The 26,778-nt window shown below is 69.5% G+C and carries 22 protein-coding genes and 1 pseudogene; 12 read left to right on the top strand and 11 right to left on the bottom strand.

From position 1 onward, the window contains the following. The first annotated feature begins 152 nt into the window (after positions 1-152). A complete protein-coding gene (gene glnE, locus WS78_RS02960; RefSeq protein WP_059583429.1) occupies positions 153-2,933 on the top strand; it encodes a bifunctional [glutamate--ammonia ligase]-adenylyl-L-tyrosine phosphorylase/[glutamate--ammonia-ligase] adenylyltransferase in 2,781 nt (926 codons plus the stop codon). A 504-nt stretch (positions 2,934-3,437) separates the two neighbouring features. Here the strand turns inward: glnE and recN are convergent. Together recN and WS78_RS02975 are read right to left on the bottom strand one after the other, a co-directional pair. Next, the gene (recN, locus tag WS78_RS02970) at positions 3,438-5,087 is read right to left on the bottom strand and encodes a DNA repair protein RecN (RefSeq protein ID WP_059583431.1); all 1,650 of its coding nucleotides are present in this window, start codon (positions 5,085-5,087) and stop codon (positions 3,438-3,440) included. Positions 5,088-5,115: 28 nt separating this feature from the next. Next, complete coding sequence (locus tag WS78_RS02975; RefSeq protein WP_038753324.1) at positions 5,116-6,021, bottom strand: NAD kinase; 906 nt, start codon at positions 6,019-6,021, stop codon at positions 5,116-5,118. A gap of 200 nt (positions 6,022-6,221) precedes the next feature. Here WS78_RS02975 and hrcA point away from each other — a divergent pair, with 200 nt between their 5' ends. The 3 genes from hrcA to WS78_RS02990 all read left to right on the top strand — a co-directional run bounded on the left by hrcA (position 6,222) and on the right by WS78_RS02990 (position 8,923). Next, entirely contained in the window at positions 6,222-7,244 is a 1,023-nt protein-coding gene (gene hrcA, locus WS78_RS02980) for a heat-inducible transcriptional repressor HrcA (RefSeq protein WP_038753325.1), read from the top strand. A gap of 198 nt (positions 7,245-7,442) precedes the next feature. After that, positions 7,443-8,510 (top strand): ferrochelatase, encoded by a 1,068-nt coding sequence (hemH, locus tag WS78_RS02985; RefSeq protein WP_059583433.1) that lies wholly within the window; start codon positions 7,443-7,445, stop codon positions 8,508-8,510. Positions 8,511-8,515: 5 nt separating this feature from the next. Further along, entirely contained in the window at positions 8,516-8,923 is a 408-nt protein-coding gene (locus WS78_RS02990; RefSeq protein WP_038753327.1) for an RNA-binding S4 domain-containing protein, read from the top strand. Here WS78_RS02990 and WS78_RS36940 read toward each other — a convergent pair. Next, positions 8,895-9,056, bottom strand: a complete 162-nt coding sequence (locus WS78_RS36940; RefSeq protein WP_162836178.1) for a hypothetical protein — start codon at positions 9,054-9,056, stop codon at positions 8,895-8,897. The two genes, WS78_RS02990 and WS78_RS36940, sit on opposite strands and share 29 nt — an antisense overlap. A 366-nt stretch (positions 9,057-9,422) precedes the next feature. Here WS78_RS36940 and grpE point away from each other — a divergent pair, with 366 nt between their 5' ends. The 5 genes and pseudogenes from grpE to WS78_RS03015 all read left to right on the top strand — a co-directional run bounded on the left by grpE (position 9,423) and on the right by WS78_RS03015 (position 15,956). Beyond that, positions 9,423-9,959, top strand: a complete 537-nt coding sequence (grpE, locus tag WS78_RS02995) for a nucleotide exchange factor GrpE (protein WP_059583436.1) — start codon at positions 9,423-9,425, stop codon at positions 9,957-9,959. Between the two features lie 9 nt (positions 9,960-9,968). After that, positions 9,969-10,402 (top strand): annotated as a pseudogene (locus WS78_RS03000) (thioredoxin family protein). A gap of 142 nt (positions 10,403-10,544) precedes the next feature. Continuing rightward, positions 10,545-12,494, top strand: coding sequence for a molecular chaperone DnaK (dnaK, locus tag WS78_RS03005; RefSeq protein ID WP_038753329.1), 1,950 nt, complete (start codon positions 10,545-10,547; stop codon positions 12,492-12,494). Positions 12,495-12,757: 263 nt separating this feature from the next. After that, positions 12,758-13,888, top strand: coding sequence for a molecular chaperone DnaJ (gene dnaJ, locus WS78_RS03010; protein ID WP_038753330.1), 1,131 nt, complete (start codon positions 12,758-12,760; stop codon positions 13,886-13,888). A 31-nt stretch (positions 13,889-13,919) separates the two neighbouring features. Next, entirely contained in the window at positions 13,920-15,956 is a 2,037-nt protein-coding gene (locus tag WS78_RS03015) for a chorismate-binding protein (RefSeq protein ID WP_059583438.1), read from the top strand. A 558-nt stretch (positions 15,957-16,514) separates the two neighbouring features. Here WS78_RS03015 and panB read toward each other — a convergent pair. The 6 genes from panB to hda form a co-directional block, all read right to left on the bottom strand. Then, a complete protein-coding gene (gene panB / locus WS78_RS03025) occupies positions 16,515-17,330 on the bottom strand; it encodes a 3-methyl-2-oxobutanoate hydroxymethyltransferase (RefSeq protein WP_038753332.1) in 816 nt (271 codons plus the stop codon). Positions 17,331-17,392: 62 nt separating this feature from the next. Continuing rightward, the gene (locus tag WS78_RS03030; RefSeq protein WP_059583442.1) at positions 17,393-18,076 is read right to left on the bottom strand and encodes a deoxynucleoside kinase; all 684 of its coding nucleotides are present in this window, start codon (positions 18,074-18,076) and stop codon (positions 17,393-17,395) included. After that, a complete protein-coding gene (gene folK, locus WS78_RS03035; RefSeq protein WP_038753334.1) occupies positions 18,073-18,600 on the bottom strand; it encodes a 2-amino-4-hydroxy-6-hydroxymethyldihydropteridine diphosphokinase in 528 nt (175 codons plus the stop codon). Before folK ends, WS78_RS03030 begins: the two co-directional genes overlap by 4 nt. A 35-nt stretch (positions 18,601-18,635) precedes the next feature. Further along, positions 18,636-20,198 (bottom strand): polynucleotide adenylyltransferase PcnB, encoded by a 1,563-nt coding sequence (gene pcnB / locus WS78_RS03040; RefSeq protein ID WP_038753335.1) that lies wholly within the window; start codon positions 20,196-20,198, stop codon positions 18,636-18,638. Further along, positions 20,195-20,881 carry a histidinol-phosphatase gene (locus WS78_RS03045; protein WP_059583445.1) on the bottom strand — a complete coding sequence of 229 codons (687 nt, stop codon included), beginning with the start codon at positions 20,879-20,881 and terminating at the stop codon, positions 20,195-20,197. The genes pcnB and WS78_RS03045 overlap by 4 nt, the downstream gene beginning before the upstream one ends. 21 nt (positions 20,882-20,902) lie before the next feature. Then, on the bottom strand, positions 20,903-21,628 hold the full coding sequence (gene hda, locus WS78_RS03050) for a DnaA regulatory inactivator Hda (RefSeq protein ID WP_038753435.1): 726 nt from the start codon (positions 21,626-21,628) through the stop codon (positions 20,903-20,905). 45 nt (positions 21,629-21,673) lie between these two features. Here hda and WS78_RS35500 point away from each other — a divergent pair, with 45 nt between their 5' ends. From WS78_RS35500 to WS78_RS03060, 3 genes are all read left to right on the top strand, one after another. Continuing rightward, on the top strand, positions 21,674-21,943 hold the full coding sequence (locus WS78_RS35500; RefSeq protein ID WP_156437401.1) for a hypothetical protein: 270 nt from the start codon (positions 21,674-21,676) through the stop codon (positions 21,941-21,943). Then, the gene (purM, locus tag WS78_RS03055; RefSeq protein WP_059583448.1) at positions 21,918-22,973 is read left to right on the top strand and encodes a phosphoribosylformylglycinamidine cyclo-ligase; all 1,056 of its coding nucleotides are present in this window, start codon (positions 21,918-21,920) and stop codon (positions 22,971-22,973) included. Before WS78_RS35500 ends, purM begins: the two co-directional genes overlap by 26 nt. A 229-nt stretch (positions 22,974-23,202) precedes the next feature. Then, on the top strand, positions 23,203-23,595 hold the full coding sequence (locus tag WS78_RS03060; protein WP_038753338.1) for a YybH family protein: 393 nt from the start codon (positions 23,203-23,205) through the stop codon (positions 23,593-23,595). A 27-nt stretch (positions 23,596-23,622) separates the two neighbouring features. On the opposite strand, the gene miaA is transcribed toward WS78_RS03060, so the two are convergent. Both miaA and mutL read right to left on the bottom strand, forming a co-directional pair. Further along, the gene (gene miaA, locus WS78_RS03065) at positions 23,623-24,597 is read right to left on the bottom strand and encodes a tRNA (adenosine(37)-N6)-dimethylallyltransferase MiaA (RefSeq protein ID WP_038753339.1); all 975 of its coding nucleotides are present in this window, start codon (positions 24,595-24,597) and stop codon (positions 23,623-23,625) included. Continuing rightward, entirely contained in the window at positions 24,594-26,633 is a 2,040-nt protein-coding gene (gene mutL, locus WS78_RS03070) for a DNA mismatch repair endonuclease MutL (protein ID WP_059583450.1), read from the bottom strand. Before mutL ends, miaA begins: the two co-directional genes overlap by 4 nt. Between the last annotated feature and the right edge of the window lie 145 nt (positions 26,634-26,778).

Raw genomic sequence — 26,778 nt, forward strand, 5'->3', positions numbered from 1 at the left:
CGAACTGACGTTCAAATGTATCACACGGGTTCCCGCAGGCGGCTTTCGCGACGCCGCCGTTGCGGGCTGTCCGGCCGGCCGCGCGCGCCGGCTCCGTGCGCCGCCGGCGCGCGGCGGCCCGCGGCCTTTCACCGCGCCACGCGCGTTCGACGATGACCGACGCTTCCGACCTGCCGTCCCTTTCCTACTCGCACTATCTCGCCCGCGCGGTCGCGGCGCGGCCGGCGCTCGCCGCGCGCATCGCCGCGTGGGCGGCCGCGCCCGTCGCCCGCGCGGCGCTCGATTCGCGCCTCGACGCGCTGCTCGCCGAAGGCGGCCAGCCGCCGTCCGAGGACGCGTTGAAAAAGGCGCTGCGGCAGCTGCGCGCCGAGGCGTTCGGCGCGATCGCCGAGCGCGACCTGTCGGGGCGCGCCGATGTCGCCGAAGTCACGGGCGCGATGACGGACCTCGCGGAGGCCGCGATCCAGCGCTCGCTCGCGCTGCTGTCGGCCGAGCTCGAGGCGCTGTACGGGGAGCCCCGCGGCCCGTCGGGCGAGCGGCTCGCGCTCGGCGTCGTCGGGATGGGCAAGCTCGGCGGCCGCGAGCTGAACGTATCGTCGGACATCGACTTGATCTTCGTCTACGAGGACGACGGCGAGACGGCGGGCGGCGCCCGCGCGCCGATCTCCGCGCAGGAGTTCTTCACGCGGCTCGGCCGGCGCCTGATCGGCGTGCTGTCCGAGGCGACCGCCGACGGCTACGTGTTTCGCGTCGACATGCGGCTGCGCCCGAACGGCGATTCCGGCCCGCTCGTTTGCAGCCTCGGCATGCTCGAGGAGTACTTCTACGTGCAGGGGCGCGAGTGGGAGCGCTATGCGTGGATCAAGGGCCGGCTCGTGACCGAGCGCGAAAGCGCCGCCGCGCGCCGCCTCGCGCAGCAGCTCGACGCGATCGTCAAGCCGTTCGTCTACCGGCGCTATCTCGATTTCGGCGTGATCGGCGCGATCCGGTCGCTGCACGAGCAGATCCGGCAGGAGGCGCGGCGGCGCGCGACGATGCGGCCCGACAAGGCCGACGACATCAAGCTCGGCCGCGGCGGGATTCGCGAGATCGAGTTCAGCGCGCAGGTGTTCCAGCTGATTCGCGGCGGGCAGGACGCGGGCTTCCGGGTGCGCCCGACGCTCGCCGTGCTGCGCCACGCGAGCGCGAGCGGCCTGATCGCGGAAGACGTGCGCGCGGGCCTCGCCGACGCCTATCTGTTCCTGCGCACGCTCGAGCACCGGCTGCAATACCGGAACGACGCGCAGACGCATGCGATGCCCGTCGATCCGGCCGAGCGTGCGGCGCTCGCGGCGTCGCTCGGGTTCGCCGATTACGCGGCGCTCGCGGCGGAGCTCGACCGGCACCGCGCGTTCGTCGAGGCGCAGTTCGACCAGGTGTTCGCCGACAAGGCGGGCGGCGGCAAGCGCGGCGCGGACGAAGGCGGCGCGGCGGGCTGCATCTGGAGCGGCGCGCTCGCCGACGACGGCGCCGACGACGCGCTCGCCGCGCGCCTGGCCGAGCTCGGCTTCGCCGATCCGGCGGCGGTGCTCGCGCGGCTGCAGGCGGTGTGGCGCTCGTCGCGCTACACGGGGCTGCCGGAATCGAGCCGTGTGCGCTTCGACCGCGTCGCGCAGCGCGCGCTCGAGGCGGCGCCGCGCATCGACGCCGCGCATCGCGACGAGACCGTGGTGCGCTGCTTCGACCTGCTCGAGACCGTCGGCCGGCGCGGCGCGTATCTCGCGCTCCTGACCGAATATCCGGCGGCGTTGCAGCGGGTGCTGTCGGTGCTCGGCGCGACGCGCTGGGGCGGCGGCTACCTGATCCGCCACCCGCAATTGCTCGACGAGCTGCTCGACGACGAAGCGATTGCGAGCCCGTTCGACTGGCCGGCGTTCAAGGACGCGCTGCGCAAGCGGCTCGCCGCCGCCGACGGCGCCGAGCACCAGATGGATCTGTTGCGCCACGCGCACCAGGCCGAAGTGTTCCGGATTCTGCTGCTCGATCTGGCGGGCAAGCTGTCGGTCGAGCACGTGAGCGACCGCCTGTCGGAACTCGCCGACGCGATGCTCGACGTGACGATCGGCGTCGTCTGGGCGCAGCTCGCGAAGCGGCACTGCGACACGCCGCGTTTCGCGGTGATCGCGTACGGCAAGCTCGGCGGCAAGGAGCTCGGCTACGCGTCCGATCTCGACCTGATTTTCCTGTACGACGATCCGGACGAGCGCGCGGCGGACGTCTACACGACGTTCACGCGGCGCCTGATCACGTGGCTCACCACCGCGACGGGCGCGGGCACGCTGTTCGACATCGACCTGCGGCTGCGGCCGAACGGCGAGGCGGGGCTGCTCGTCACCGATCTCGACGCGTTCCGCCGCTATCAGCTGCGCGAGGGCGACGCGGCGAACACCGCGTGGGTGTGGGAGCACCAGGCGCTCACGCGCGCGCGCTACAGCGCGGGCGACGCGCGGATCGGCGCGGCGTTCGAGGCGATCCGCGTGCAGGTGCTGACGACGCCGCGCGACGCGGCGGTGCTCGCGACCGAGATCGTCGGGATGCGCGACAAGGTGTTCGCCGGGCATCCGAACACGAGCGAGCTGTTCGATCTGAAGCACGACCGCGGCGGGATGGTCGACATCGAGTTCATCGTCCAGTACTGGGTGCTGCTGCACGCGGCGCGCCATCCGGAGATGATTCGCAACACCGGCAATATCGCGCTGCTGCGCGAGGTGTCGCGCTTCGGGCTGATGAGCGAGGAGGAAGCGGAGACGGTCGGCGCCGCCTACCGGATCTACCGGAGGCTGCAGCACCGGCTGCGGCTCGACGGGATGGAGAAGGCGCGCGTCGAGCCGGAGCGGGTCGCGGCCGAGCGGGACGCGGTGGCCGCGCTGTGGAATCGCGTGTTCGGGGCGTAGCGGGGAGCGGGTAGCAGGTGGTGGGAAGGGCGGAGGGACGAGAAGGACGAGAAAGACGAGAAAGACGAGAAGGCGCTTGCGCGCGGCCGCTGCCCGACGCTCGCGACGCCGGGCGAACTCGCCGGCGCCGCCGTGCGCCGATTGTCGCGCGATTTGTCCGGGTGCGCCGGAGGGGCGCAGCGATGCGCTGGGGCGCCGACGATGTCTGCGGCTGTAGCTCTGTGGCTGAGCTGCGGAAACGGAGATGGAGACAGCCGGACGTGTCAGGAATTTCGTGTGCTGAGGCCGGTTAAAGATCTCAACTGATGGCGGAGGTGAATCGCTCGCCGGACAGAATGGCGAACTGATTGACTGCTTGCCGCCAGCCGCCAGCCGCCAGCCGCCAGCCGCCAGCCGCCAGCCGCCAGCCGCCAACCGCCAACCGCCAACCGCCAACCGCGACCGCGACCGCGACCGCAGCCGCGCCGCGCGGGTTCCGTCGCGGCCGGCATGCATGCCGCCGCGTCACGCGGTCAGCATCTCCTTTGCGTGCTTGCGCGTCGTCGCGGTGATCTCGAGGCCGCCGAGCATCCGCGCGACTTCCTCGATCCGGTTCGCACGGTCGAGCGGCACGACCGTCGACACGGTGCCGCCTGCGCCGTCCTGTCCCTTCGCGACCTGGAAATGCTGGTCGCCGCGCGCCGCGACCTGCGGCAGGTGCGTGACGCACAGCACCTGCCGCATCTGCCCGAGCTGATGCAGCAGCCGCCCGACCACCTCGGCGACGCCGCCGCCGATGCCCGTGTCGACTTCGTCGAAGATGAGCGTCGGCGTCGGGCTCGCCGCGCTCGCGATCACCGCGAGCGCCAAGCTGATCCGCGCGAGCTCGCCGCCCGACGCGACCTTCGCGAGCGGCCGCAGCGGCACGCCCGCGTGGCCCGCGACGCGGAACTCGACCTGCTCGAGCCCGTGCGCGCCGCCTTCGGCGAGCGGCACGAGCGCGACCTCGAAGCTCCCGCCCGCCATCGACAACTCCTGCATGCCCGTCGTCACCGCCGCGCCGAGCGCCTTCGCGGCCTGCGCGCGCGCCTTCGACAGCTTCCTCGCGTCAGCGAGATACGCTTCCTTCGCCTTGTCGGCGATCGCCTGCAGCGCGCTCAGATCGGCGGCGGCGTCGAGCTCGGCGAGCTGCGCGCGGCGCGCTTCGTGCTCGTCGTGCAGCGTCTCGGGCGGCAGCCGGAACTTGCGCGCGGTCGAGTGCAGCGCGTCGAGCCGCGTTTCGACCTGCGCGAGCCGATCCGGATCGAGGTCGAGCCGCTGCGCATAGTGCGACAGCGAGTACGACGCCTCCTGCAACTGGATCTCGGCCGGCTCGAGCGACGCGAGCGCGTCGTTGAGCGCGGGATCGTACTCGGCGAGGCTTCTGAGCTTCGATACGATCGCGCCCAGTTGCGTGAGCATCGCGTCGTCCGATTCGGAGATCGCGTCGAGCGCGCCCTGCACGCCGTCGATCAGGTTCGCCGAATGCGTGAGGCGCTTGTGTTCGGCGCTGATCTCGGCCCATTCGCCCGGCTGCGGCGCGAGCTTGTCGAGCTCGGCGAGCTGCCACGCGAGCTTTTCGCGCTCGAGCTGGCGCTCGCGCTCGTGCGCTTGCGCGGCGTCGATCGCCTGCGTCGCGTCGTGCCACGCGCGGTAGCCGCGCGCGACCGCGCCTGCGTCGGCGACGAGCCCCGAGTGCGTGTCGAACAGCTCGCGCTGCGCGTCGGCGCGCATCAGCAACTGATGCGCGTGCTGGCCGTGTATGTCGACGAGCATCTCGCCCACTTCGCGCAGCTGCGCGAGCGTCGCGCTCGTGCCGTTGATGAACGCGCGCGAGCGGCCGCCCGCGTCGACGACGCGCCGCAGCATTACCGTGTCGTCGGCGTCGAACGCGTGCTCGTCGAGCCAGCGCACGACGCGGTCGTGCGGCGTGAATTCGGCGCTGATGTCGGCGCGGCTGCTGCCGGTGCGCACGACGCTCGCGTCGGCGCGCTCGCCGAGCGCGAGCGCGAGCGCGTCGATCAGGATCGATTTGCCGGCGCCCGTTTCGCCTGAGAAAACTGTGAAGCCGCTGTCGAATTCGAGATCGAGCGCGGCGACGATGACGAAGTCGCGGATCGAGAGGTGGCGGAGCATGGGTGTCGTCGGAGGATGGCGTCAGGACTTATGCGTCGTCGTCTTCTTCTTCGCTCGACGGGTGTTCGTTCCAGTGCAGCTTCTTGCGCAGCGTCGCGTAGTAGCTGTAGCCGACGGGATGCAGGAACGGCACCGTGTGCTTCGAGCGGCGCACCTCGATCGTGTCGTTCAGCTCGAGTGCGGTGAACGATTGCATGTCGAAGTTCACGTTCACGTCGCGCCCGCCGATGATCTGGATCGCGATCTTCGAATCGTCCGGCAGCACGATCGGCCGGTTCGACAGCGCGTGCGGCGCGATCGGCACCAGTACGATCCCCTGCAGCTGCGGATGCAGGATCGGCCCCTGCGACGACAGCGCGTATGCGGTCGAGCCCGTCGGCGTCGCGACGATGAGGCCGTCCGAGCGCTGGTTGTACATGAACCGGCCGTCGACCGACACGCGCAGCTCGGCCATGCCGGAGAAGCCGCTGCGGTTGACGACGACGTCGTTGAACGCGAGCGCGTGGTAGATCGGCTCACCGCTGCGCACGATCCTCGACTCGAGCAGCGTGCGTTCCTCGCGCTCGTAGCTGCCCGCGAGCATCATCGGCACGACTTCCTGCATGTCGGACGCCGGGATGTCGGTGATGAAGCCGAGCCGGCCGTGGTTGATGCCGATGAGCGGCGTCTTGTACGGCGCGAGCTGGCGGCCGATGCCGAGCATCGTGCCGTCGCCGCCCAGCACGACCGCGACGTCGGCGCGCGCGCCGATCTCGGCGGGCGTGAGCGCCGGGTAGCCCGCGCTGCCGATCGCCTGCGCCGTGTCCGCCTCGAACACGACTTCGAAGCCGCGCTTCGCGATGCACGCGGCCAGCGACACGAGCGGCTCGGCGATGCCGGGCGTGTTGCTGCGTCCGACGAGCGCGACGGTATGGAATTGGTGGCCGATTTTCATGCCGGCATTACACCATAGCTCGATGACGAAAAGAACCGCTCGCCGGCCCGGGGGGCGGCAAAACGGGCCAAGGGCGGTCGCAAGCCGGTCGCAAGCGGGTGCAAGCGGGTGCAAGCGGGGCAAGCGGGGCAAGCGGGGCAAGCGGGCGGCGCGCACGGGATGCTCGCGGGCGCCGCCCGGTTGCGCTAAAATTTTCCGTCATGCTAGATCCACGCGCACGAACCCTCCTCAAGACCCTGATCGAGCGGTATATCGCCGACGGTCAGCCGGTCGGATCGCGCACGTTGTCTCGTTATTCCGGGCTCGAGCTGAGCCCGGCGACGATCCGCAACGTGATGTCCGACCTGGAGGAGCTCGGCCTCGTGTCGAGCCCTCACACGTCGGCGGGGCGCGTGCCGACGCCGCGCGGCTATCGCCTGTTCGTCGACACGATGCTGACCGTCGAGTCGCCGATCGATGCCGACGCCGTCACGCGGCTCGTGCAGACCACGCTGCAGGCGGGCGAGCCGCAGCAGAAGGTCGTCGCGGCCGCGGCGAGCGTGTTGTCGAACCTGTCGCAGTTCGCGGGCGTCGTGCTGACGCCGCGCCGCAGCCACGTGTTCAAGCAGATCGAATTCCTGCGCCTGTCGGACAAGCGGATACTCCTCATCATCGTGACGCCCGAAGGCGACGTGCAGAACCGCATGATCGCGACGCAGCGCGACTACACGCCCGCGCAGCTCACCGAGGCGTCGAACTACATCAACGCGCACTTCGCCGGCCTGTCGTTCGACGAGGTGCGCCGCCGGCTGCGCGAGGAAATCGACGAGCTGCGCGGCGACATGACGGCGCTGATGCACGCGGCCGTCACGGCGAGCACCGAGGAGGCCGACGACGAGGAAACCGTGCTGATTTCCGGCGAGCGCAACCTGCTCGAAGTGGCGGATCTGTCGTCCGACATGGCGCGGCTGCGCAAGCTGTTCGACGTATTCGACCAGAAGACGAGCCTGCTGCAACTGCTCGACGTGTCGAGCCACGCGCAGGGCGTGCAGATCTTCATCGGCGGCGAATCGACGCTCGTGCCGATCGACGAGATGAGCGTCGTGACGGCGCCGTACGAGGTCAACGGCAAGATCGTCGGCACGCTCGGCGTGATCGGCCCGACGCGGATGGCCTACAACCGCGTGATTCCGATCGTCGACATCACCGCGCGCCTCCTGTCGATGACGCTCAGCCAGCAGTAACCGGTTCCGTCCGCGTTTCATCGCCGTTTCATCATACTTTTTCGGCATCCGACGCCGTTTTCCCCTCGCTCGAATCCGTCACCGCCATCGTGCCGGCGCGCCGCTCGCCGTGCAATCGGCCGGACGGCCGACTGGTGGCCCCGGGCCGCCCCGCTATAATGAGTGTCGTTCGATTCGGTGCCCAGGCACGCTCTTTCCATGCGTTTTGACCTCGAACCGCCGTCGCACGCGTCGGCCGCCCACCGCGTCGCCGTGCTGCTCGTCAATCTCGGCACGCCCGACGAGCCGACGCCGCGCGCGGTGCGCCGCTATCTCGCGCAATTCCTGTCCGATCCGCGGGTCGTCGAGATCCCGCAGCTCGTCTGGCAGGCTCTCCTGCGCACGCTGATCCTGCCGCTGCGCAGCCGCGCGTCCGCGAAGAAGTACGCGGCCGTCTGGCTGTCCGAAGGCTCGCCGCTGCGCGTGCATACGGAGCGCCAGGTCGAGAGCGTGCGGCCGCTCTTCGCGGCGAACGGCTACCGGGTGATCGTCGAGTACGCGATGCGCTACGGCACGCCGAGCATCGCCGACGTGCTCGCGCAGCTCAAGCGCGCGGGCGCCGAGCGCGTGCTGCTGCTGCCGATGTACCCGCAATATTCGGCGTCGACGACGGCCACCGCGTTTGACGCGGCGTTCGCCGCGCTCGGCCGGATGCGCAACCAGCCCGAGATTCGCACCGTGCGCCACTACGCCGACCATCCGGCCTACATTCACGCGCTTGCCGAGCAGGTTCGCCACTATTGGGCGGTGCACGGCCGGCCCGCGTTCGATTCGGGCGACAAGCTCGTGCTGAGCTTTCACGGCGTGCCGAAGCGCACGCTCGATCTCGGCGATCCGTACCACGATCAATGCCAGCAGACGGCCGCGCTGCTGATGTCCGCGCTCGGCCTGACGACGTTCGAGTGCCGGGTCACGTTCCAGTCGCGCTTCGGCAAGGCCGAGTGGCTGCAGCCCTATACCGCGCCGACGCTCAGGGAGCTGGGCGCGGCGGGCGTGCGCCGCACGGACGTGTTCTGCCCGGGCTTCACCGCCGACTGCCTCGAGACGATCGAGGAAATCGGGATCGAGGGGCGCGGCGAGTTCCTGCACGGCGGCGGCAAGGAGTTTCACCGGATTCCGTGCCTGAATGCGTCGCGCGCATGGATCTCGGCGCTCGGCGAGATCGCCGCCGAAAACCTGCAAGGCTGGCCGGTGCGCGCGGCGCCGGCACCGGAGGCCGTGAGCTGACCGCCATGAATTTCAAGATATCGACCGAACCCGGCGCGCGGCTGCGCATCGACAAGTGGCTCTGGGCTGCGCGCTTTTTCAAGACCCGTTCGCTCGCGGCCGACGCCGTCGAAAAAGGGCGGGTGAGGATCGGCGGCGCGGCCGTCAAGCCGGCGAAGGAGGTGCGCGTCGGCGATCGGGTCGACGTGACGATCGAAGGCGTCGTCTGGGAGGTTGACGTGCTCGGCGTGTGCGACGTGCGCGGGCCCGCGAGCGTCGCGCAGACGCTCTACGCGGAGACGGAAGCGGGGCGGGAGAAGCGTCTCGCGGAACTCGAGCGGCGCCGGCATTTCCGCGAGCCGGCGGCGCAGTTGCACGGGCGGCCGACGAAGCGGGACCGCCGCGTCATCGACAGATTTTCGAATGAGAACTGAATAGCTGATCGAACGTCGCGCGTGCGCTGCCGTATTCGGTCGTCCGTTCGGTGACGGCGCCCGATAGGCAGATGGTCGTCGTGCCGGCGATGAGTACCAGCGCGACTGCCGAGATAGCGAAGGTCAGTTTCACGGTACTCCCCTCGAGAAGACGGGTGAAAGGGCCTCTGGTCCGGTGTCGGGCGACTGTCGGGGTAGGGTATACGTGCTCCGCGACACGCCTGATGGAAGTGTAGTTCAGCGCATTGGTGCGATCCAGCGAACGGTCGGTAAGGGTTGTTACAGGCCGTTTCGGCCCGAATTCGCGACGCGCGGCCGCATCGCACCGCAATGCGGCGCGATGCCTTCGCCGGGGGCGCGATTCTTGCGGAAACTCCTCTTGAATTTGCCGCCCCGGGCCCCATTTGCACCGATATTGTGCGGCGCCGGCCGTTTGCCCGCAAAAGCGCGGAACCGGTTGCCGTTTTGGCATTAACCTCTAAACCGACTTTCTAGCGATATGGAAAACACGCAAGAGAACCCGACTGACCAAACGACTGAAGAAACCGGTCGCGAGGCGCAGGCCGCGGAAAACGCGGCGCCGGCTGCCGAAGCCGCGCTCGCCGAGGCTCAAGCCAAGATCGCCGAGTTGCAGGAAAGCTTCCTGCGCGCGAAGGCGGAAACCGAAAACGTGCGCCGCCGCGCGCAGGATGACGTCGCGAAGGCGCACAAGTTCGCGATCGAGGGCTTCGCCGAAAACCTGCTGCCCGTGCTCGACAGCCTCGAGGCGGCGCTCGGCGATACGTCCGGCGATCTCGCGAAGGTCCGCGAAGGCGTCGAGCTGACGCTGCGCCAACTGGCGAGCGCGCTCGAGAAGGGCCGCGTCGCGGCGCTCAATCCGGTCGGCGAGAAGTTCGATCCGCATCTGCACCAGGCGATTTCGATGGTGCCGGCCGACCAGGAGCCGAACACGGTCGTCGCCGTGCTGCAAAAGGGGTACACGATCGCCGACCGCGTGCTGCGTCCGGCGCTCGTGACGGTCGCGCAGTCGAAGTAAGCGGCGGCGATGGCGGGCACGGGCGTCGACGCGGCGGCGTTCGCGGCGTTCGACATGCGGGCGCTGGATGCCGCGAATTTCGACGCCGGGCTCGCGAGCGCGGGCGATGCGCTCGCCGCCGTGTCCTTCTGGGGCGCCCCCAAGGGGGCTTGGCTCGCGGCGCCGACTGCTTCAACTGCGAAATCGCGAAGAAGGCGATGCTCGCGAACCCTGACGCGATCCGCGCGCTCGGCCTCGAATGGTTCCATGGCGACGCCTACGAACATCGCGCGCTCGCGCGGCGCTTCGCGCTGCACGGCGTGCCGACCTGGTTGTTCTTTCGGCGCGTCAGGAAGCTCGGCCGGGCGACCAGCCGGCACGGGCTCGCGCAGTTCGAGGCGGCCGTCGCCGCGGCCCGCGCGAAGGCTGACGCCGCGGGCGAAGCCGGGCGTCCCGCCGATTGAAAAAATTTAATGGCCGCATCGTCTTCGGGGTCTTGAAAACGGCGCGGCCGCACTTATTTCGAGTGCAGAGTCGAATTTGGCGCGGCGCGGCGGATGCAACCCGGCGCGACGCAGCGAACGGAATTTCTGGAGATTAGGAAAAATGGGAAAGATCATCGGTATTGACCTCGGCACCACGAACTCGTGCGTCGCCGTGATGGAAGGCAATCAGGTCAAGGTCATCGAGAACTCGGAAGGCGCGCGCACGACGCCGTCGATCATCGCCTACATGGACGACAACGAGGTCCTCGTCGGCGCGCCCGCCAAGCGTCAATCGGTGACGAACCCGAAAAACACGCTCTTCGCGGTCAAGCGCCTGATCGGCCGCCGCTTCGAGGAAAAGGAAGTGCAGAAGGACATCGGCCTGATGCCCTACAAGATCACCAAGGCGGACAACGGCGACGCGTGGGTGGAAGCGCACGACCAGAAGCTCGCGCCGCCGCAGGTATCGGCCGAAGTGCTGCGCAAGATGAAGAAAACCGCTGAGGATTACCTCGGCGAGCCGGTCACGGAAGCCGTGATCACGGTGCCGGCGTACTTCAACGACAGCCAGCGTCAGGCGACGAAGGACGCAGGCCGCATCGCCGGCCTCGAAGTCAAGCGGATCATCAACGAGCCGACGGCCGCGGCGCTCGCGTTCGGCCTCGACAAGGCCGAGAAGGGCGACCGCAAGATCGCGGTGTATGACCTCGGCGGCGGCACGTTCGACGTGTCGATCATCGAGATCGCGGACGTCGACGGCGAAATGCAGTTCGAAGTGCTGTCGACCAACGGCGACACGTTCCTCGGCGGCGAGGACTTCGACCAGCGCATCATCGACTACATCATCGGCGAGTTCAAGAAGGAGCAGGGCGTCGACCTGTCGAAGGACGTGCTCGCGCTGCAGCGCCTGAAGGAAGCCGCCGAAAAGGCGAAGATCGAGCTGTCGTCGGGCCAGCAGACCGAAATCAACCTGCCGTACATCACGGCCGACGCGTCGGGCCCGAAGCACCTGAACCTGAAGGTCACGCGCGCGAAGCTCGAGGCGCTCGTCGAGGAACTGGTCGAGCGCACGATCGAGCCGTGCCGGATCGCGATCAAGGACGCGGGCGTCAAGGTGTCGGACATCGACGACGTGATTCTCGTCGGCGGCCAGACCCGCATGCCGAAGGTCATGGAGAAGGTGAAGGAGTTCTTCGGCAAGGACCCGCGCCGCGACGTGAACCCGGACGAAGCCGTTGCCGTCGGCGCGGCGATCCAGGGCCAGGTGCTGTCGGGTGACCGCAAGGACGTGCTGCTGCTCGACGTGACCCCGCTGTCGCTCGGCATCGAGACGTTGGGCGGCGTGATGACGAAGATGATCAACAAGAACACGACGATCCCGACGAAGCACGCGCAGGTGTATTCGACGGCGGACGACAACCAGGGCGCCGTGACGATCAAGGTGTTCCAGGGCGAGCGCGAGATGGCGGCGGGCAACAAGCTGCTCGGCGAGTTCAACCTCGAGGGCATCCCGCCCGCGCCGCGCGGCGTGCCGCAGATCGAAGTGACCTTCGACATCGACGCGAACGGCATCCTGCACGTCGGTGCGAAGGACAAGGCGACCGGCAAGGAGAACAAGATCACGATCAAGGCGAACTCGGGCCTGTCCGAAGCCGAGATCGAGAAGATGGTGAAGGACGCGGAAGCGAACGCGGCGGAAGACCACAAGCTGCGTGAGCTCGCCGAATCCCGCAACCAGGGCGACGCGCTCGTGCACAGCACGAAGAAGGCGCTCACCGAGTACGGCGACAAGCTGGAGGCGGGCGAGAAGGAGAAGATCGAAGCGGCGCTCAAGGAGCTCGAGGACGTGCTGAAGAGCGCGTCGAGCGACAAGGCGGCGATCGATGCGAAGATCGAAGCGGTCGCGACGGCGTCGCAGAAGCTCGGCGAGAAGATGTACGCCGACATGCAGGCGCAGCAGGCCGGCGCGGCGGGCGCTGCCGGCGCGGCAGCCGAAGGTGCGGCGCAGGGCGGCGCGCAGGCGGCCGACGACGTCGTCGACGCCGACTTCAAGGAAGTGAAGAAGGACTGAAGCCGGGTCGAGGTTCGGCCGCGCCGGGCGCCCACGCGAGGCGCCCGGCGCGGCCTTCCCGGGTCCGTTGCTTCACTGCCGAATTGGCGGATCATACTTGCGCCTGGCGGGCCTCGCGGCTCTCCGGGCACATTTGTTTTATGGCGAGCGCCGCGCCGGCCGGCTTCTGCGGGCCGGCCGGCGCGGCGCTCAACCAGTCGCAAGACTTTACTGGAAGCGAGAGGAGCCGTTGCGCGCGCTTCGCGCGGCGGCATTGAAACGATATGGCGAAACGGGATTACTACGAGGTTCTGGGCGTCGCGAAGAACGCGAGCGACGACGAAATCAAGAAGGCATATCGCAAGCTCGCGATGAAGTACCACCCTGACCGCAATCCGGACAGCAAGGACGCGGAAGAGCATTTCAAGGAAGCGAAGGAAGCCTATGAAATGCTGTCGGACGGCCAGAAGCGGGCGGCGTACGACCAGTACGGCCACGCGGGCGTCGACCCGAACGTGGGGGCGGCCGGCGCGCAAGGCTTCGGCGGTTTCGCCGATGCGTTCGGCGACATCTTCGGCGACATCTTCGGCCAGGCGGCGGGCGGCGGCCGCGCGCGCGGCGGCCCGCAGGTGTATCGCGGCGCGGACCTGCGCTACAGCATGGAAATCACGCTCGAGCAGGCGGCGCACGGCTACGACACGCAGATCCGCGTGCCGAGCTGGGCGTCGTGCGGCGTTTGCCACGGCTCGGGCGCGAAGCCGGGCACGAAGCCGGAAACCTGCCCGACCTGTCACGGCCAGGGCACGGTGCGGATGTCGCAGGGCTTCTTCAGCATCCAGCAGACCTGTCCGAAGTGCCACGGCACCGGCACCTACATCCCGGAGCCATGCGTGCATTGCCACGGCTCGGGCAAGGTGAAGGAAACCAAGACGCTCGAGGTGAAGATTCCGGCGGGCATCGACGACGGCATGCGTATCCGCTCGGCGGGCAACGGCGAGCCGGGCATCAACGGCGGGCCGTCCGGCGATCTGTACGTCGAGATCCACATCAAGCCGCACTCGGTGTTCGAGCGAGACGGCGACGATCTGCACTGCCAGATGCCGATTCCGTTCACGACGGCGGCGCTGGGCGGCGAGATCGAAGTGCCGACGCTCGCCGGCCGCGCGTCGTTTACGGTGCCGGAAGGCACGCAGTCGGGCAAGACGTTCCGTCTGCGCGGCAAGGGCATCAAGGGGCTGCGCTCCAGCATCGCGGGCGATCTGTACGTGCACGTGCAGGTCGAGACGCCCGTGAAGCTCACCGAGCAGCAGCGCGATTTGCTCAAGCAGTTCGAGAAGTCGCTCGCGGAAGGCGGCCCGCGTCATAGCCCGCAGAGCAAGAGCTGGTTCGACCGGGTGAAGAGCTTCTTCGAGTGACGGACGGCACGCAGCACGCAGGTGATGCAGGATGACTGACGAAGCGGGCGCGGTGTTCGCGCTCTTCGACGATTGCGACTCGACCGCGGCAGCGCGGTCGAGTCGTTTGTATTTGGGGTTCTCGCACGAGCGCGTCTGCGCCGATCCGGCCGAGCTCGACGCGGTGTGCGCGGCCGTCGCCGACGATGCGCGGCGCGGGCTGCACGCGGCCGTGCTCGGCGATTACGAATTCGGGCGCGACCTGCAGCTCGGAACGCGCGGCGGCGGCGTGCTGCGTTTTCTGCTGTTTTCCGAATGCGCGAAGCTGTCGCGCGACGAAGTCGACGCGTGGCTCGCTTCGCGCGACGGCGGCTTGGCCGAGCCGTCGGCGGCGGGCGTCGCGCACGTGACGAAGAGCGTCGCGCGCGACGCGTTCGACGCGGCGATCGCCGCCGTGCACGACGCGCTGCGCGCGGGCGACTCGTATCAGATCAACTACACGTACCGGCTGCGCTTCGAGGCGTTCGGCGCGCCGCTCGCACTGTATCGCCGCCTGCGCGCGCGCCAGCCGGTGCGCTACGGCGCGCTCGTCGCGCTGCCGGGCGGTGCGTGGGTCGTGTCGTGCTCGCCGGAGCTGTTCGTCGAGAAGTCGGGCGCGCTCCTGCGCGCGCGGCCGATGAAGGGCACCGCGCCGCGCTCGGACGATCCGCGCGAGGATGCGGCAGCGGCCGTGTTTCTTGCGAACGACGCGAAAAACCGCGCCGAGAACGTCATGATCGTCGATCTGCTGCGCAACGATCTCGCGCGGATCGCGCGCACGGGATCGGTGACGGTGCCGGCGCTCTTCTCGGTCGAGCCGTATGCATCGGTGTGGCAGATGACGTCGACGGTCGAAGCCGGCATCGTCGGCGGCGCGACGTTCGCCGACGTGCTGCGCGCGCTTTTCCCGTGCGGCTCGATCACGGGGGCGCCGAAGCACAAGACGATGCAGCTGATCGACGCGATCGAGACGACGCCGCGCGGGCTCTATACGGGCGCGATCGGTTGGCTCGATGCGCCGCCGGACGACGGCGGGCGCGAAATTGCCGGAAAGGGCGGTGCGGCCGACGTTCCTTCGGCGCGCGCGCCGAAGGATGGCGGCCACGGATCGACGCATAACGAACCGCGTGCGGAAACCGCCGCGAAAAACCGAGAGGCGCATGCGTCGAGCGAACCCCGCTCGTGCGCCGCGACGCATGCGTGCGGCGACTTCTGCCTGTCGGTCGCGATCCGCACGCTGACGCTCGCCGCGCCGGCGGCCGACGGCGCGCGGTGCGGCACGATGGGCGTCGGCGCGGGCATCGTGCTCGACAGCGTCGCCGCCGACGAATATGCGGAGTGCGAATTGAAAGCGCGATTCCTGACCGATGCCGATCCCGGCCTTCAGCTGTTCGAGACGATGCACGCGACGCGCGAGGCCGGCGTGCGCCATCTCGAGCGCCATCTCGCGCGGCTGCGTTCGAGCGCCGACGCGCTCGGCTTCGTGTTCGACGAAGCGCAGGCGAAGCGGCGCATCGACGCGCGCTGTGCGCAGCTCGCCGATGGCGAGCACCGCGTTCGCGTCGCGCTCGCGAAGGACGGCGCGCTCGATGTCGCGGCCGCGCCGCTTGCGCCGCTCGCGGGCGACGCGGTCGACGTGCTGCTCGCCCCCGAGCACGGCTTCGCGCCGATGCGCTCGGGCGACCTGTTGCTCGCGCACAAGACGACGCGCCGCTCCGATTACGATCGCGCGTGGAAGGACGCCGAGACGTACGGCGCGTTCGACATGCTGTTCTTCAACGAGCGCGGCGAGCTGACGGAAGGCGGGCGGGCGAACGTGTTCGTGAAGCTGGACGGGCGCTGGCTCACGCCGCCGCTGGCGTCGGGCGTGCTGCCGGGCGTGATGCGCGGCGTGCTGCTCGACGATCCGGCGCTGCAGGCGTCCGAGTGCGTGCTCACGCTCGACGACGTGCTGCGCGCCGACGCGCTGATGCTGACGAACGCGCTGCGCGGCGCGGTGCCTGCGCGGCTCGTGCGAGGCGGCGAGACGGCGGCGGAACGGGGGCGATAGGCGCGCCGACGGCGGCCGGACACGCGCTCGTTTATGTGGCCCGGCCCGCGACGACTGCAGTCGGCACGGTCTGGACGGGCGGCGTTGTCGCGGCGACGGGCATGCTCCCGAGCGAGGGCGGCCGCGTCGACGTGCGCCGCAGGCCGCGGTTGCCGGTTCGCGGTTGCGGCCTGCGAGTTGCATGATGTGGCGATCGCGCGATCGCGGCGACGGTGGCGGCGTGCGCGCAACATCGATATCGCATCAGGAGCGGCATACGCGTGGAGCGCCCGATCAGCCGCGGTCGGGCGGCGGTCGACGGGCCGCGCGGAGCGCCGCATTGTTTCGGCAGGGCGGCTCGCACCGGCGCGAGCTCCGAGGCGCGACGCCGTTCGGGCGCGCGCGCCACGAATGCATCGGCTCGTGCACCCGCCCGCTCTCGCATCGCGCCGCGACCAATAAAAAAGCGGCATCCGCCTGCGTCGGATGCCGCACTTTTTTGACGGTGCGGCGCCCGAACCTCGCTTGCGCCGCGTAAGCGAAGCGCCGCCGTGCGAAACGATTCGGACGGCCGCGCCGTCAGAACGAATGCTCGGGCCCGGGGAAACCGCCGTCCTTCACCGCGCGCACGTAAGCCTCCACCGCCGCGAAGATGCCCGGCTGCCCGTGCATGAAATCCTTGACGAAGCGCGGCCGCTTGCCCGGGAAGATGCCGAGCATGTCGTGCAGCACGAGCACCTGGCCCGAGCACTCGACGCCCGCGCCGATGCCGATCGTCGGAATCGACAGCTCGCGCGTGACTTCGGCCGCGACGAGCGTCGGCACCGCTTCGAGCACGACGAGTTGCGCGCCCGCTTCCTCGACCGCGCGGGCGTCGCGCAGCAACTGCGCGGCGCCCGCTTCCGTCTTGCCCTGCACCTTGAAGCCGCCGAACGCGTGAACCGACTGCGGCGTGAGCCCGACGTGCGCGCACACGGGCACCGACCGCTCGACGAGGAAGCGCACCGTGTCGCCGAGCCATTCGCCGCCTTCGAGCTTGACCATCTGCGCGCCCGCGCGCATCAGCTTCACCGCGCTCGCGAACGCGTCGGCGGGCGTGCCGTACGAGCCGAACGGCAGGTCCGCGACGACGAGCGCGCGCGGCTGCACGCGCGCGACGCAGGCGGTGTGATACGCGATGTCGTCGAGCGTGACGGGCAGCGTCGTCGTCTGGCCTTGCAGCACGTTGCCGAGCGAATCGCCGATCAGCAGCACGTCGACGTTCGCGCGGTCGAGGAGGGCGGCGAAGCTCGCGTCGTAGCAGGTCAGCATCGCGATCTTCTCGCCGGCTTCACGCATCGCCTGCAGCTTGGGTACCGTCACGGCCGGTCGGCTGGATTCCTGGAGGTAGGTCATGGGAGGTCCGATTCGATGGTGAAAGAAAGGGCGGCGTCGCGACGGGCGACCGCGCGCGTGCGTCAGCGCGCGCTGCCGCCCTTGACGAAGAATTCCTTGCGGCCGCGCATCGACGCGATGCGGTCGACGAGCAGCGCAAGGTCGTCGGGGGAGTCGAGCGGATTCAGGTGCTCGGCCGCGACCGTCAGTACGGGCGTACGGTCGTAGTGATAGAAGAATTCGTTGTATGCGTCGCAGAGCGAGCGCAGATAGGCATCGCCGATCTGCAGCTCCATCGGCTCGCCGCGCTTCTGGATTCGCGCAAACAGCACTTCGGGGCTCGCCTGCAGATAGACGACGAGGTCGGGGGCGGGCGCCGGCGTGTCGAGGTGCGCGGCGAGCGACCGGTACAGCTGCCATTCGTCGTCGGGCAGCGTGAGCCGCGCGAAGATTTCGTTCTTCTGCGGCATGAAATCCGCAACGATCGGCGTGTTCGCTTCGTATGTCGCAGCAATCTCGCGCGCCTGGCGCTCGCGCTGCAGCGCGAACGCGAGCTGCGTCGGCAGCGCGTAGCGCGCGGTGTCGCGATAGAAGCGTTCGAGAAACGGGTTGTCCTGCGGGCGTTCGAGGAGCGCGCGCATCGACCAGCGTTCGGCGAGCAGCGTCGCGAGCGTCGTCTTGCCGACGCCGATCGGCCCTTCGATCGCGAGGTAGCGGCACGGCGGCCGCCAGTCGGGGGCAGTGACGGTGAGCGGTGTCGAGTTCATCGGCAGCGGTTTTTTTCGGCGGCGGCCCGCATGGCCAGGCACTGGCAGGTCTGGACCTTCTCGATGCGCTGGTGCGCGACGTCCGCGAGGAATTCGTCGGCGCGGCCGCGCGCGGGAATCGCGAGCGCCGGATCGATCTCGACGAGCGGCACGAGCGCGAACGCGCGTTCGGTCAGGCGCGGATGCGGGACGACGAGGTCGGGTTCGGCGATCGTCAGTTCGCCGTAGAGCAGGATGTCGATGTCGAGCGTGCGCGGCGCGTTCCGGTACGGACGCTCGCGGCCGAAGTGGTGCTCGATCTTCTGGCAAAGCGCGAGGAGCGCACGCGCGGCGAGCGTCGTGTCGATCTTCACGACGCAGTTGTAGTAATCGCCGCCGTCCGCGTCGACGGGCGCCGTCCGGTACAGGCTCGACTTGCCGAGCACCGTGATGGTGTGCTGCTGGGCGAGGCAGACCACTGCGTCCTTCAAGGCCTGGCGCGCGTCGCCGAGATTGGCCCCCAGCCCGAGATAAGCAACCGTCATGGCTTTCCTTCCTACGTCGTTCGACGGCGCAAGCGTCAGTCGTTCGCGTCGGACTCGCCGCGCACGGCGCCTTCCGTGCCCTCGGCGCTTTCGTCCGTCCGGCGGCTGCGTCCGCCGCGGCGGCGCCGCTTGCGAGGCGACTTGTCGCGGCTGCCGCCCTGCGTGAGGAGAGCCTCGCGCGTCGCGGCGTCGCCGTCGATGAAATCAGTCCACCACTGTCCGACGGCGGGATCGAGCTCGCCGGATTCGCAGCGTAACAGGAGGAAATCATACCCCGCTCTGAATCGTTGGTGTTCGAGCAGCCGCAGCGCGCTGCGGCCGGAGCGCTTCTCGAGGCGCAACTGCAGCCCCCAGATCTCGCGCATGTCGGCCGAATAGCGCTTGTGGATCGCGAGCTTCTCGGTCTGCATGTCGATCACGTCGTCCATCGCGCGATTGATCGCGGGAACCGGATACTCGCCGTTTGCGGCGTACTGCTCGAAGCGCTGGCGCATGTCGTGCCAGAGGAGCGTCGCGAACAGGAAGCCGGGCGACACCGGCTTGCCCGCGCGCACGCGCGCGTCGGTGTTGTTCAGCGCGAGCGTGACGAACTTCTCGCCCTGCGGCTGTTCGAGCACGACGTCGAGGAGCGGCAGCAGCCCGTGGTGCAGCCCCTGCTTGCGCAACTGCTTCAGGCACGCGAGCGCGTGGCCCGACAGCAGCAGCTTCAGCATCTCGTCGAAGAGGCGCGCGGCCGGCACGTTGTTGATCAGATCGGCGAGCTCCTTGATCGGCTCGCGCGTCTTTTCCTCGATGTCGAAGCCGAGCTTCGCCGCGAAGCGCACGACGCGCAGCATCCGCACCGGGTCCTCGCGGTAGCGCGTCGCCGGATCGCCGATCATCCGCAGCAGGCGCGCGCGCATGTCGGCCATCCCGTCGTGATAGTCGAGCACGGTCTGCGACGCGGGATCGTAGTACATCGCGTTGATCGTGAAGTCGCGGCGCGCCGCGTCCTCGTGCTGCTCGCCCCACACGTTGTCGCGCAGCACGCGGCCGCTCGCGTCGACCGCGTGCGTGCGGCGGTCGAGCTCGTCGCGCTTCAGGCGCTTCGCGGGCGCGGGGTCGGCGGGCTCCTGCGGCGCGTCGACGAGCGCGCGGAACGTCGACACCTCGATCAGCTCCTGCCCGAACTGCACGTGGACGATCTGGAAGCGCCGGCCGATCAGCCGCGCGCGGCGGAACAGGCGCTGGACCTCGGTCGGCGTCGCGTCGGTCGCGACGTCGAAATCCTTCGGCGCGATGCCGAGCAGCAGGTCGCGCACGGCGCCGCCGACGATGAACGCGCGAAAGCCCGCTTGCTGCAGCGTGTCGGTCACGCGGATCGCGTTTTTCGAGATGAGCGCGGGATCGATCGCGTGAACGCTCGCGGGCACGACGGTCGGCTCGCCGTTGCGGGCCTTCTTTGGCGCGCTACGCGCGGATTTCGCGCGGCTCGCGGCGGCGGGCGCGGCCGATGCGCCGCCAACGGCGGCTTCGCGCGGGGCGGCCGGGGCCTGCGGCGCGTCTTGCGCCTCGCGGGCGTCCTGCCCGAACAGCTTGCGGATGAGTTTCTTGATCACGACGGTTGGAAGAGGTCGAGGATGCGCCAGCCGTGTTCGCGTGCGTATGCGCGCAGCGTGTCGTCGGGATTGGTCGCGATCGGGTCGGTGACTTTTTCGAGGAGCGGAATGTCGTTGTGCGAATCGCTGTAGAAGTAGCTGCGATCGAAGTCTTCCCAGCGCTTGCCGAGCGACGCGAGCCACGCCTGCGTGCGCGTGATCTTGCCTTCGCGGTAGCTCGGCGTGCCGCGCGGGCGGCCGGTGAACGCGGAGTCGGGACGGCCGTCGACGGTTTCCACTTCGCACGCGATCAGCGTGTCGACGCCGAACGCGGTCGCGATCGGGCGCGTGATGAATTCGTTCGTCGCGGTGACGATGCAGCAGAGGTCGCCCGCGTCCTGGTGCCGGCGCACGAGCTCGATCGCGGCGGGCAGCATCGCCGGCCGGATCACCTCGTGCATGTACTGGTCGTGCCATTGCGCGAGCTGCGCGCGCGAATACTTCGCGAGCGGCGTGAGCATCGCGCTCAGGTACGCGTGGATGTCGAGCTTGCCGGCCTTGTAGTCGGCGTAGAAGCGGTCGTTCTGACGCGAGAAGCTGTCCGCGTCGACGATGCCGAGACGGACCATGAAGCGGCCCCACTCGTGGTCGCTGTCGGTCGGGATCAACGTGTGATCCAAGTCGAAAAGTGCCAAATTAGTCATGGATGCGCATTTTACTTGAAGCTACTTGAACCGGCCCGGGGCGGCCTCGTCGCGCTCCGGCGCGGCCAGCATCGCGCGCAGGAGCGGCAGCGTCACCGCCCGCTTTTGCTCGAGCGAGAAGCGGTCGAGCGCGTCGAGGAGCGCCATCAGGCTCGGCATGTCGCGGCGGAAATGGGTAAGGAGGTAGAACGGCACGTCGTCGGCGAGCGCGATCCCGCGCTCCTTCGCCGCGTGCTTGAGCACGGCCACCTTGCCTTCGTCGGTGAGCGGCGCGAGATGGAACACGAGCCCCCAGCCGAGGCGGGTGCGCAGGTCCTCGCGGACGTCGAGCGCGAGCGGCGCGGCGGGGCCGGCCGCGACGAGCGCCGTCATCGGATGCGCGCGCACTTCGTTGAACAGGTTGAAGAGCGCGATCTGCTGCGCATCGTTGAGCGCGTCGCAGTCGTCGACCGCGTAGAGCGACGCGCGCGGATCGAACACGAACGCGTCGAGCCCGCTTTGCGGGCTCACGTAGCGCGCGTGGCCGTACGTCGTGTCGTGCACGAGCGCCTGCAGCAGGTGACTGCGGCCGCTGCCCGCTTCGCCCCATACGTAGAACGTGCGGTCGGCCACGGGGCCGGCCGCGAGCGCGAGATCGAGCTCGCGCAGGCGCGTGACGAGCTCGGCGTTCGTGCCCGAGTAGAAATTGTCGAACGTCGCGGGCGGCGGGGTGCCGAGGTCGAGCGTCAGTTGACGGGATACAGTCACGGTGCGAATCGGGTCCGGTGTTGCGTGCCCGAAGGGCGGCGGCGCGTGAACGGCATCGTCGGCGAGCGTCCGCGTCCGCGGCCGCTCGCGGCGGGCCGGCAGGCGGCGCGCCGCGAGCGGGTGGCCCGCCGTGCGGCGGCGCCCGCCAGGCGAGGGCGCGGCCGCTCGAGCGGCGAAAACGGTGACGAATGGAGCACGATGCGTTCCCTGATGAATCGATGCGGGGAATTCCGGCCGCCCGGCCGGCTTCGGGTAAAATCGCATTTTACCGACCTTCTCGCATTCCCCCATGAATCCTCCGAAATCCGCTCCTGACGCTCAAGGTCTGTCCTATCGCGACGCGGGCGTCGACATCGACGCGGGCGATGCGCTCGTCGACAAGATCAAGCCCTTTGCGAAGAAAACGCTGCGCGACGGCGTGCTCGGCGGCATCGGCGGGTTCGGCGCGCTGTTCGAAGTGCCGAAGAAGTATCGCGAACCGGTGCTCGTGTCGGGCACCGACGGCGTCGGCACGAAGCTCAAGCTCGCGTTTCATCTGAACAAACACGACACGGTCGGCCAGGATCTCGTCGCGATGAGCGTGAACGACATCCTCGTGCAGGGCGCCGAGCCGCTGTTCTTCCTCGACTATTTCGCGTGCGGCAAGCTCGACGTCGACACGGCCGCGACCGTCGTCAAGGGCATCGCGCAGGGCTGCGAGCTGTCGGGCTGCGCGCTGATCGGCGGCGAGACGGCGGAGATGCCGGGCATGTATCCGGACGGCGAATACGATCTGGCGGGCTTCGCGGTCGGCGCGGTCGAGAAGAGCAAGATCATCGACGGCAGCACGATCGCCGAGGGCGACGCGGTGCTGGGCCTCGCGTCGAGCGGCATCCATTCGAACGGCTTCTCGCTCGTGCGCAAGATCATCGAACGCGCGAATCCGGACCTGTCGGCCGATTTCCACGGCCGCTCGCTCGCCGACGCGCTGATGGCGCCGACCCGCATCTACGTGAAGCCGCTCCTCGCGCTGATGGAGAAGATCGCGGTGAAGGGCATGGCGCACATCACGGGCGGCGGCCTCGTCGAGAACATTCCGCGCGTGCTGCGCGACGGCCTCACCGCCGAACTCGACCAGCGTACGTGGCCGCTGCCGCCGCTGTTCCAGTGGCTGCAGCAGCACGGCGGCGTCGCCGACGCGGAAATGCACCGCGTGTTCAACTGCGGGATCGGGATGGCCGTGATCGTATCGGCCGCCGATGCGGATGAAGCGCTCCGCCAGCTGACCGACGCCGGCGAGCAGGTGTGGAAGATCGGCGCCGTGCGCGCGAGCCGCGAGGGCGAGGCGCAGACGGTCGTGGTCTGACGCGCCGCGCCGTCGGGATGTTCATCGAAAGCCGCCCGGAGCCGATCCGGGCGGCTTTTTTTCTGGGCCGCGCGCTGCGCCGATGACGGCCGCGCATGGGGCCGGAGCAAGTGCCGAAGCGCCAGCAGCTTTGCACGGGTCGGGATTAGGCGCTGATGCGCCGAGTTTCGTCGACGTCCGCCCGGCATGAGCGCTGAAGCGCCACCTGTGGTCGATAGGAGGAACGACGATGACCGACGACGAACACGCGATTCGCGAACTGATCGAAACCTGGTTCGTCGCGAGCCGGCGCGGCGATCTGACGACGGTGCTCGATCTGATCGCCGACGACGCGATCTTCATGGTGCCCGGCCGGCCGCCGTTCGACAAGGCGGCGTTCGCCGCCGCGTCGCGGGACGCGAATGCGGTGAGCCCGCCGCCGCGGATCGACGGCCGCTACCGGATCGACGAATTGCGCGTGCTGGGCGACTGGGCGTACCTGCGCAACTTCCTCGAAATCGACGTGACGCCGCCGGGCGGCGACACCATGCGCCGCTGCGGCCATACGCTGACGATCCTGCGCAAATCGGACGGCCGCTGGCGGCTCGTGCGCGACGCGAATCTGCTCGCGTCGCCCGCCTGACGGGCGGGGCGGGCGGCGTGCAGCCCGTCAGGCCGGCGCGCGGCCGTCGAGCACCCGCTCGAGCGCGTCGACCGCGCGCGCGGTCGCGTCCGTGGCGCAGCAATCGACGACGACCCGCTCCGGCATCGCGCGCAGCCATGTCAACTGCCGCTTGCAGAGCTGCCGGGTCGCGAAGATGCCCTTGTCGCGCATCGTCCGGTAGTCGGTCACGCCGTCCAGATACTCCCACGCCTGCCGGTAGCCGACGCAGCGCATCGACGGCAGGCCGAGATGCAGATCCTCGCGCCGGCGCAGGCGCTCGACTTCGTCGATGAAGCCCGCCTCCAGCATCGCGTCGAAGCGCGCGGCGATGCGCGCGTGCAGCACCGCGCGGTCCGACGGCTCGAGCGCGACGGGCACGAACCGCAGGCCCGCCGCCGCGTCGTCGTCGCGCGGCGGCGCGGCGAGGAGCGCGGACATCGGCCGCCCCGTCAGCCGATACACCTCGAGCGCGCGCTGAATGCGCTGCGAATCGTTTGGCGCGAGCCGCGCGGCCGTCGCCGGATCGACGCTCGCCAGGCGCGCGTGCAGCGCGGGCCATCCGTCGCGCGCGGCTTCGGCGTCGAGCGTCGCGCGCACCTCCGGGTCGGCCGCCGGCAGGTCGTTCAGGCCCTGCGTCAGCGCCTTGTAGTAGAGCATCGTGCCGCCCGCGAGGAGCGGCGTGCGGCCGCGCGCGGCGATTTCGGCGACGACGCGCAGCGCGTCTGCGCGGAATTCGGCGGCCGAGTAAGCGTCGGCCGGATCGACGATGTCGATCAGATGATGCGGCACGGCCGCGCGCTCGTCGCGCGTCGGCTTCGCGGTGCCGATGTCCATTCCGCGGTAGACGAGCGCCGAATCGACGCTGACGATCTCGATCGGCCGGCGCGCGGCGAGCGCGAGCGCGGCGGCCGTCTTGCCGGACGCGGTCGGGCCGAGCAGGCACGCGACCGTCCGCGCGGGTGCTGCGGTGCGTTCGCTCATTGGCCGCGCATGAAGAGCCGGTCGAGATCGCCGAGCGTCAATTGATACCAGGTCGGCCGGCCGTGGTTGCATTGGTCCGCGCGCTCAGTCGCCTCCATCTGGCGCAGCAGCGCGTTCATCTCGTCGAGCGTGAGCCGCCGGTTCGCGCGCACCGCGTGATGGCACGCGAGCGTGCCGAGCAGTTCGTGCTGGCGCTCGGTCAGCACCCGCGAGCCGCCGAATGCGTGCAGATCCGCGAGCACCGCGCGCGCGAGCGCCTGCAGGTCGGCATCCTTCAGGAGCGCGGGCACCGCGCGGATCGCGAGCGTCGTCGGCGACAGCACCGCGAGATCGAAGCCGAGCGCGTCGAGCGTCTCGCGCTCTTCCTCGGCCGTGCCGATCTCGACGGGCGTCGCGCTCATCGACACAGGAATCAGCAGCGTCTGCACGGCCACCGTGCGGTCGGCGAGCGCGCGTTTGAACTGCTCGTACAGAATCCGCTCGTGCGCGGCGTGCATGTCGACGATCACGAGGCCGCGCGCGTTCTGCGCGAGCACGTAGATGCCGTGGATCTGGCCGACCGCGAAGCCGAGCGGCTGCTCGTCGTGCATCGGGAGGGCGGACGCATCCGCCGCCGAGAACGCGGGCGACGCGGCGCCGCCCGGCATGGTCGCGAAGCGGTGAGCGCTCGGCGTATCCGCTGCATCCGTCGCGTCGCGTGCCTCGAGCCCGTCGCCCGTCGTTCCGTGCGGCGTGCCCGCGTCTTTCCGGCCGAAAAGCGCGTCGTACAGCGCGAGCGGTTGCGCGACGGGCAGCGTGCCTTGCGTCATCCGCGATTGCCGCAGCCATGTGTTGCCGGGCGCCGGCTGGCCGGCGCCGGCGTCCGCGCCGGCCGCGAGGCCCGGGCGGACGAACGACGCGCCCGGCGCGGCGAACGATTCGGTCGACGCCGGCTCGACCGGCGAAAGATGCGCGGCGTGGCCGCCCGCGGTCGTTTCCGGCGATGCGCCCGCATGCCGCGCGAGCGCGCGCTGCACCGCATGGAACACGAACTGGTGGATCGAGCGCGAATCGCGGAAGCGCACCTCGATCTTCGACGGATGGACGTTCACGTCGACGGCTTCCGGCGGCAGGTCGAGGAACAGCACGTACGACGGATAGCGGTCGCCGTGCAGCACGTCCTCGTACGCGGCGCGCGCCGCATGCGTGAGCAGCTTGTCGCGCACGAAGCGGCCGTTGACGAAGAAGTATTGCTGGTCCGCGCGGCCGCGGCTCGCGGTGGGCAGCCCCGCGCAGCCGTAGACGGCAAGCGGCCCGGCGCGCTCGTCGAGCGGCAGGTGCGCGCTCGAGAAGCCTTCGCCGAGAATCTTCGCCACGCGCGCCGCCGGCTCGCTCGCGTTCCAGTGCTCGACCGCGCGGCCGTTGTGCAGCACCGAGATCGCGACGTCCGGCCGCGCGAGCGCCGCGCGGCGGATCATCTCGAGGCAATGGCCGAATTCGGTCTGCTCGCTCTTCAGGAATTTGCGGCGCGCGGGCGTGCTGAAGTACAGCTCGCGCACTTCGATCGTCGTGCCGCGCGTGCCGGCCGCGGGCGCGAGCACGCCCGTCTGCGCGTCGATGCGCGTCGCGTGCGCGGCCTCCTCGGTGCGGCTCGTGATGAACATTTCGGCGACCGATGCGATCGACGCGAGCGCCTCGCCGCGGAACCCGAGCGTCGCGACCGCCTCGAGCTCGGCGAGCGAGCGGATCTTGCTCGTCGCGTGGCGCATCAGCGCGAGCGGCAGCTCGTCGGCGGGAATCCCGCAGCCGTCGTCGGTGATCGAGATGCGCTTGACGCCGCCTTCGTCGAGCATGATGCGCAGCGTGCTCGCGCCCGCGTCGAGCGCGTTTTCGACGAGCTCCTTGACGACGGACGCGGGCCGCTCGACCACTTCGCCCGCCGCGATCTGGCTGATCAGCTGATCGGGCAGCGGCTGGATCGCGCGCAGTTGGCGCGGCGCGGACGGGGAGGCGCCGTCGGGCGTCGCGCCCACGGCGGAATCGGTGAATTCGGACATGGCGGAATTATAGCGAGCCTGTGCCGGGCGTCGCCCGCCGCGCTCGGTGCGCGACGTCGCTCGCCGACCAAATTTCACGGTCGCTTAAGGCACTTTCGGTATCATGACAGCATGGATTTTTCGCATCCGGCCCTGCTTCTGGCCT

The organism is Burkholderia savannae (genome assembly GCF_001524445.2).
Lineage (GTDB): Bacteria > Pseudomonadota > Gammaproteobacteria > Burkholderiales > Burkholderiaceae > Burkholderia > Burkholderia savannae.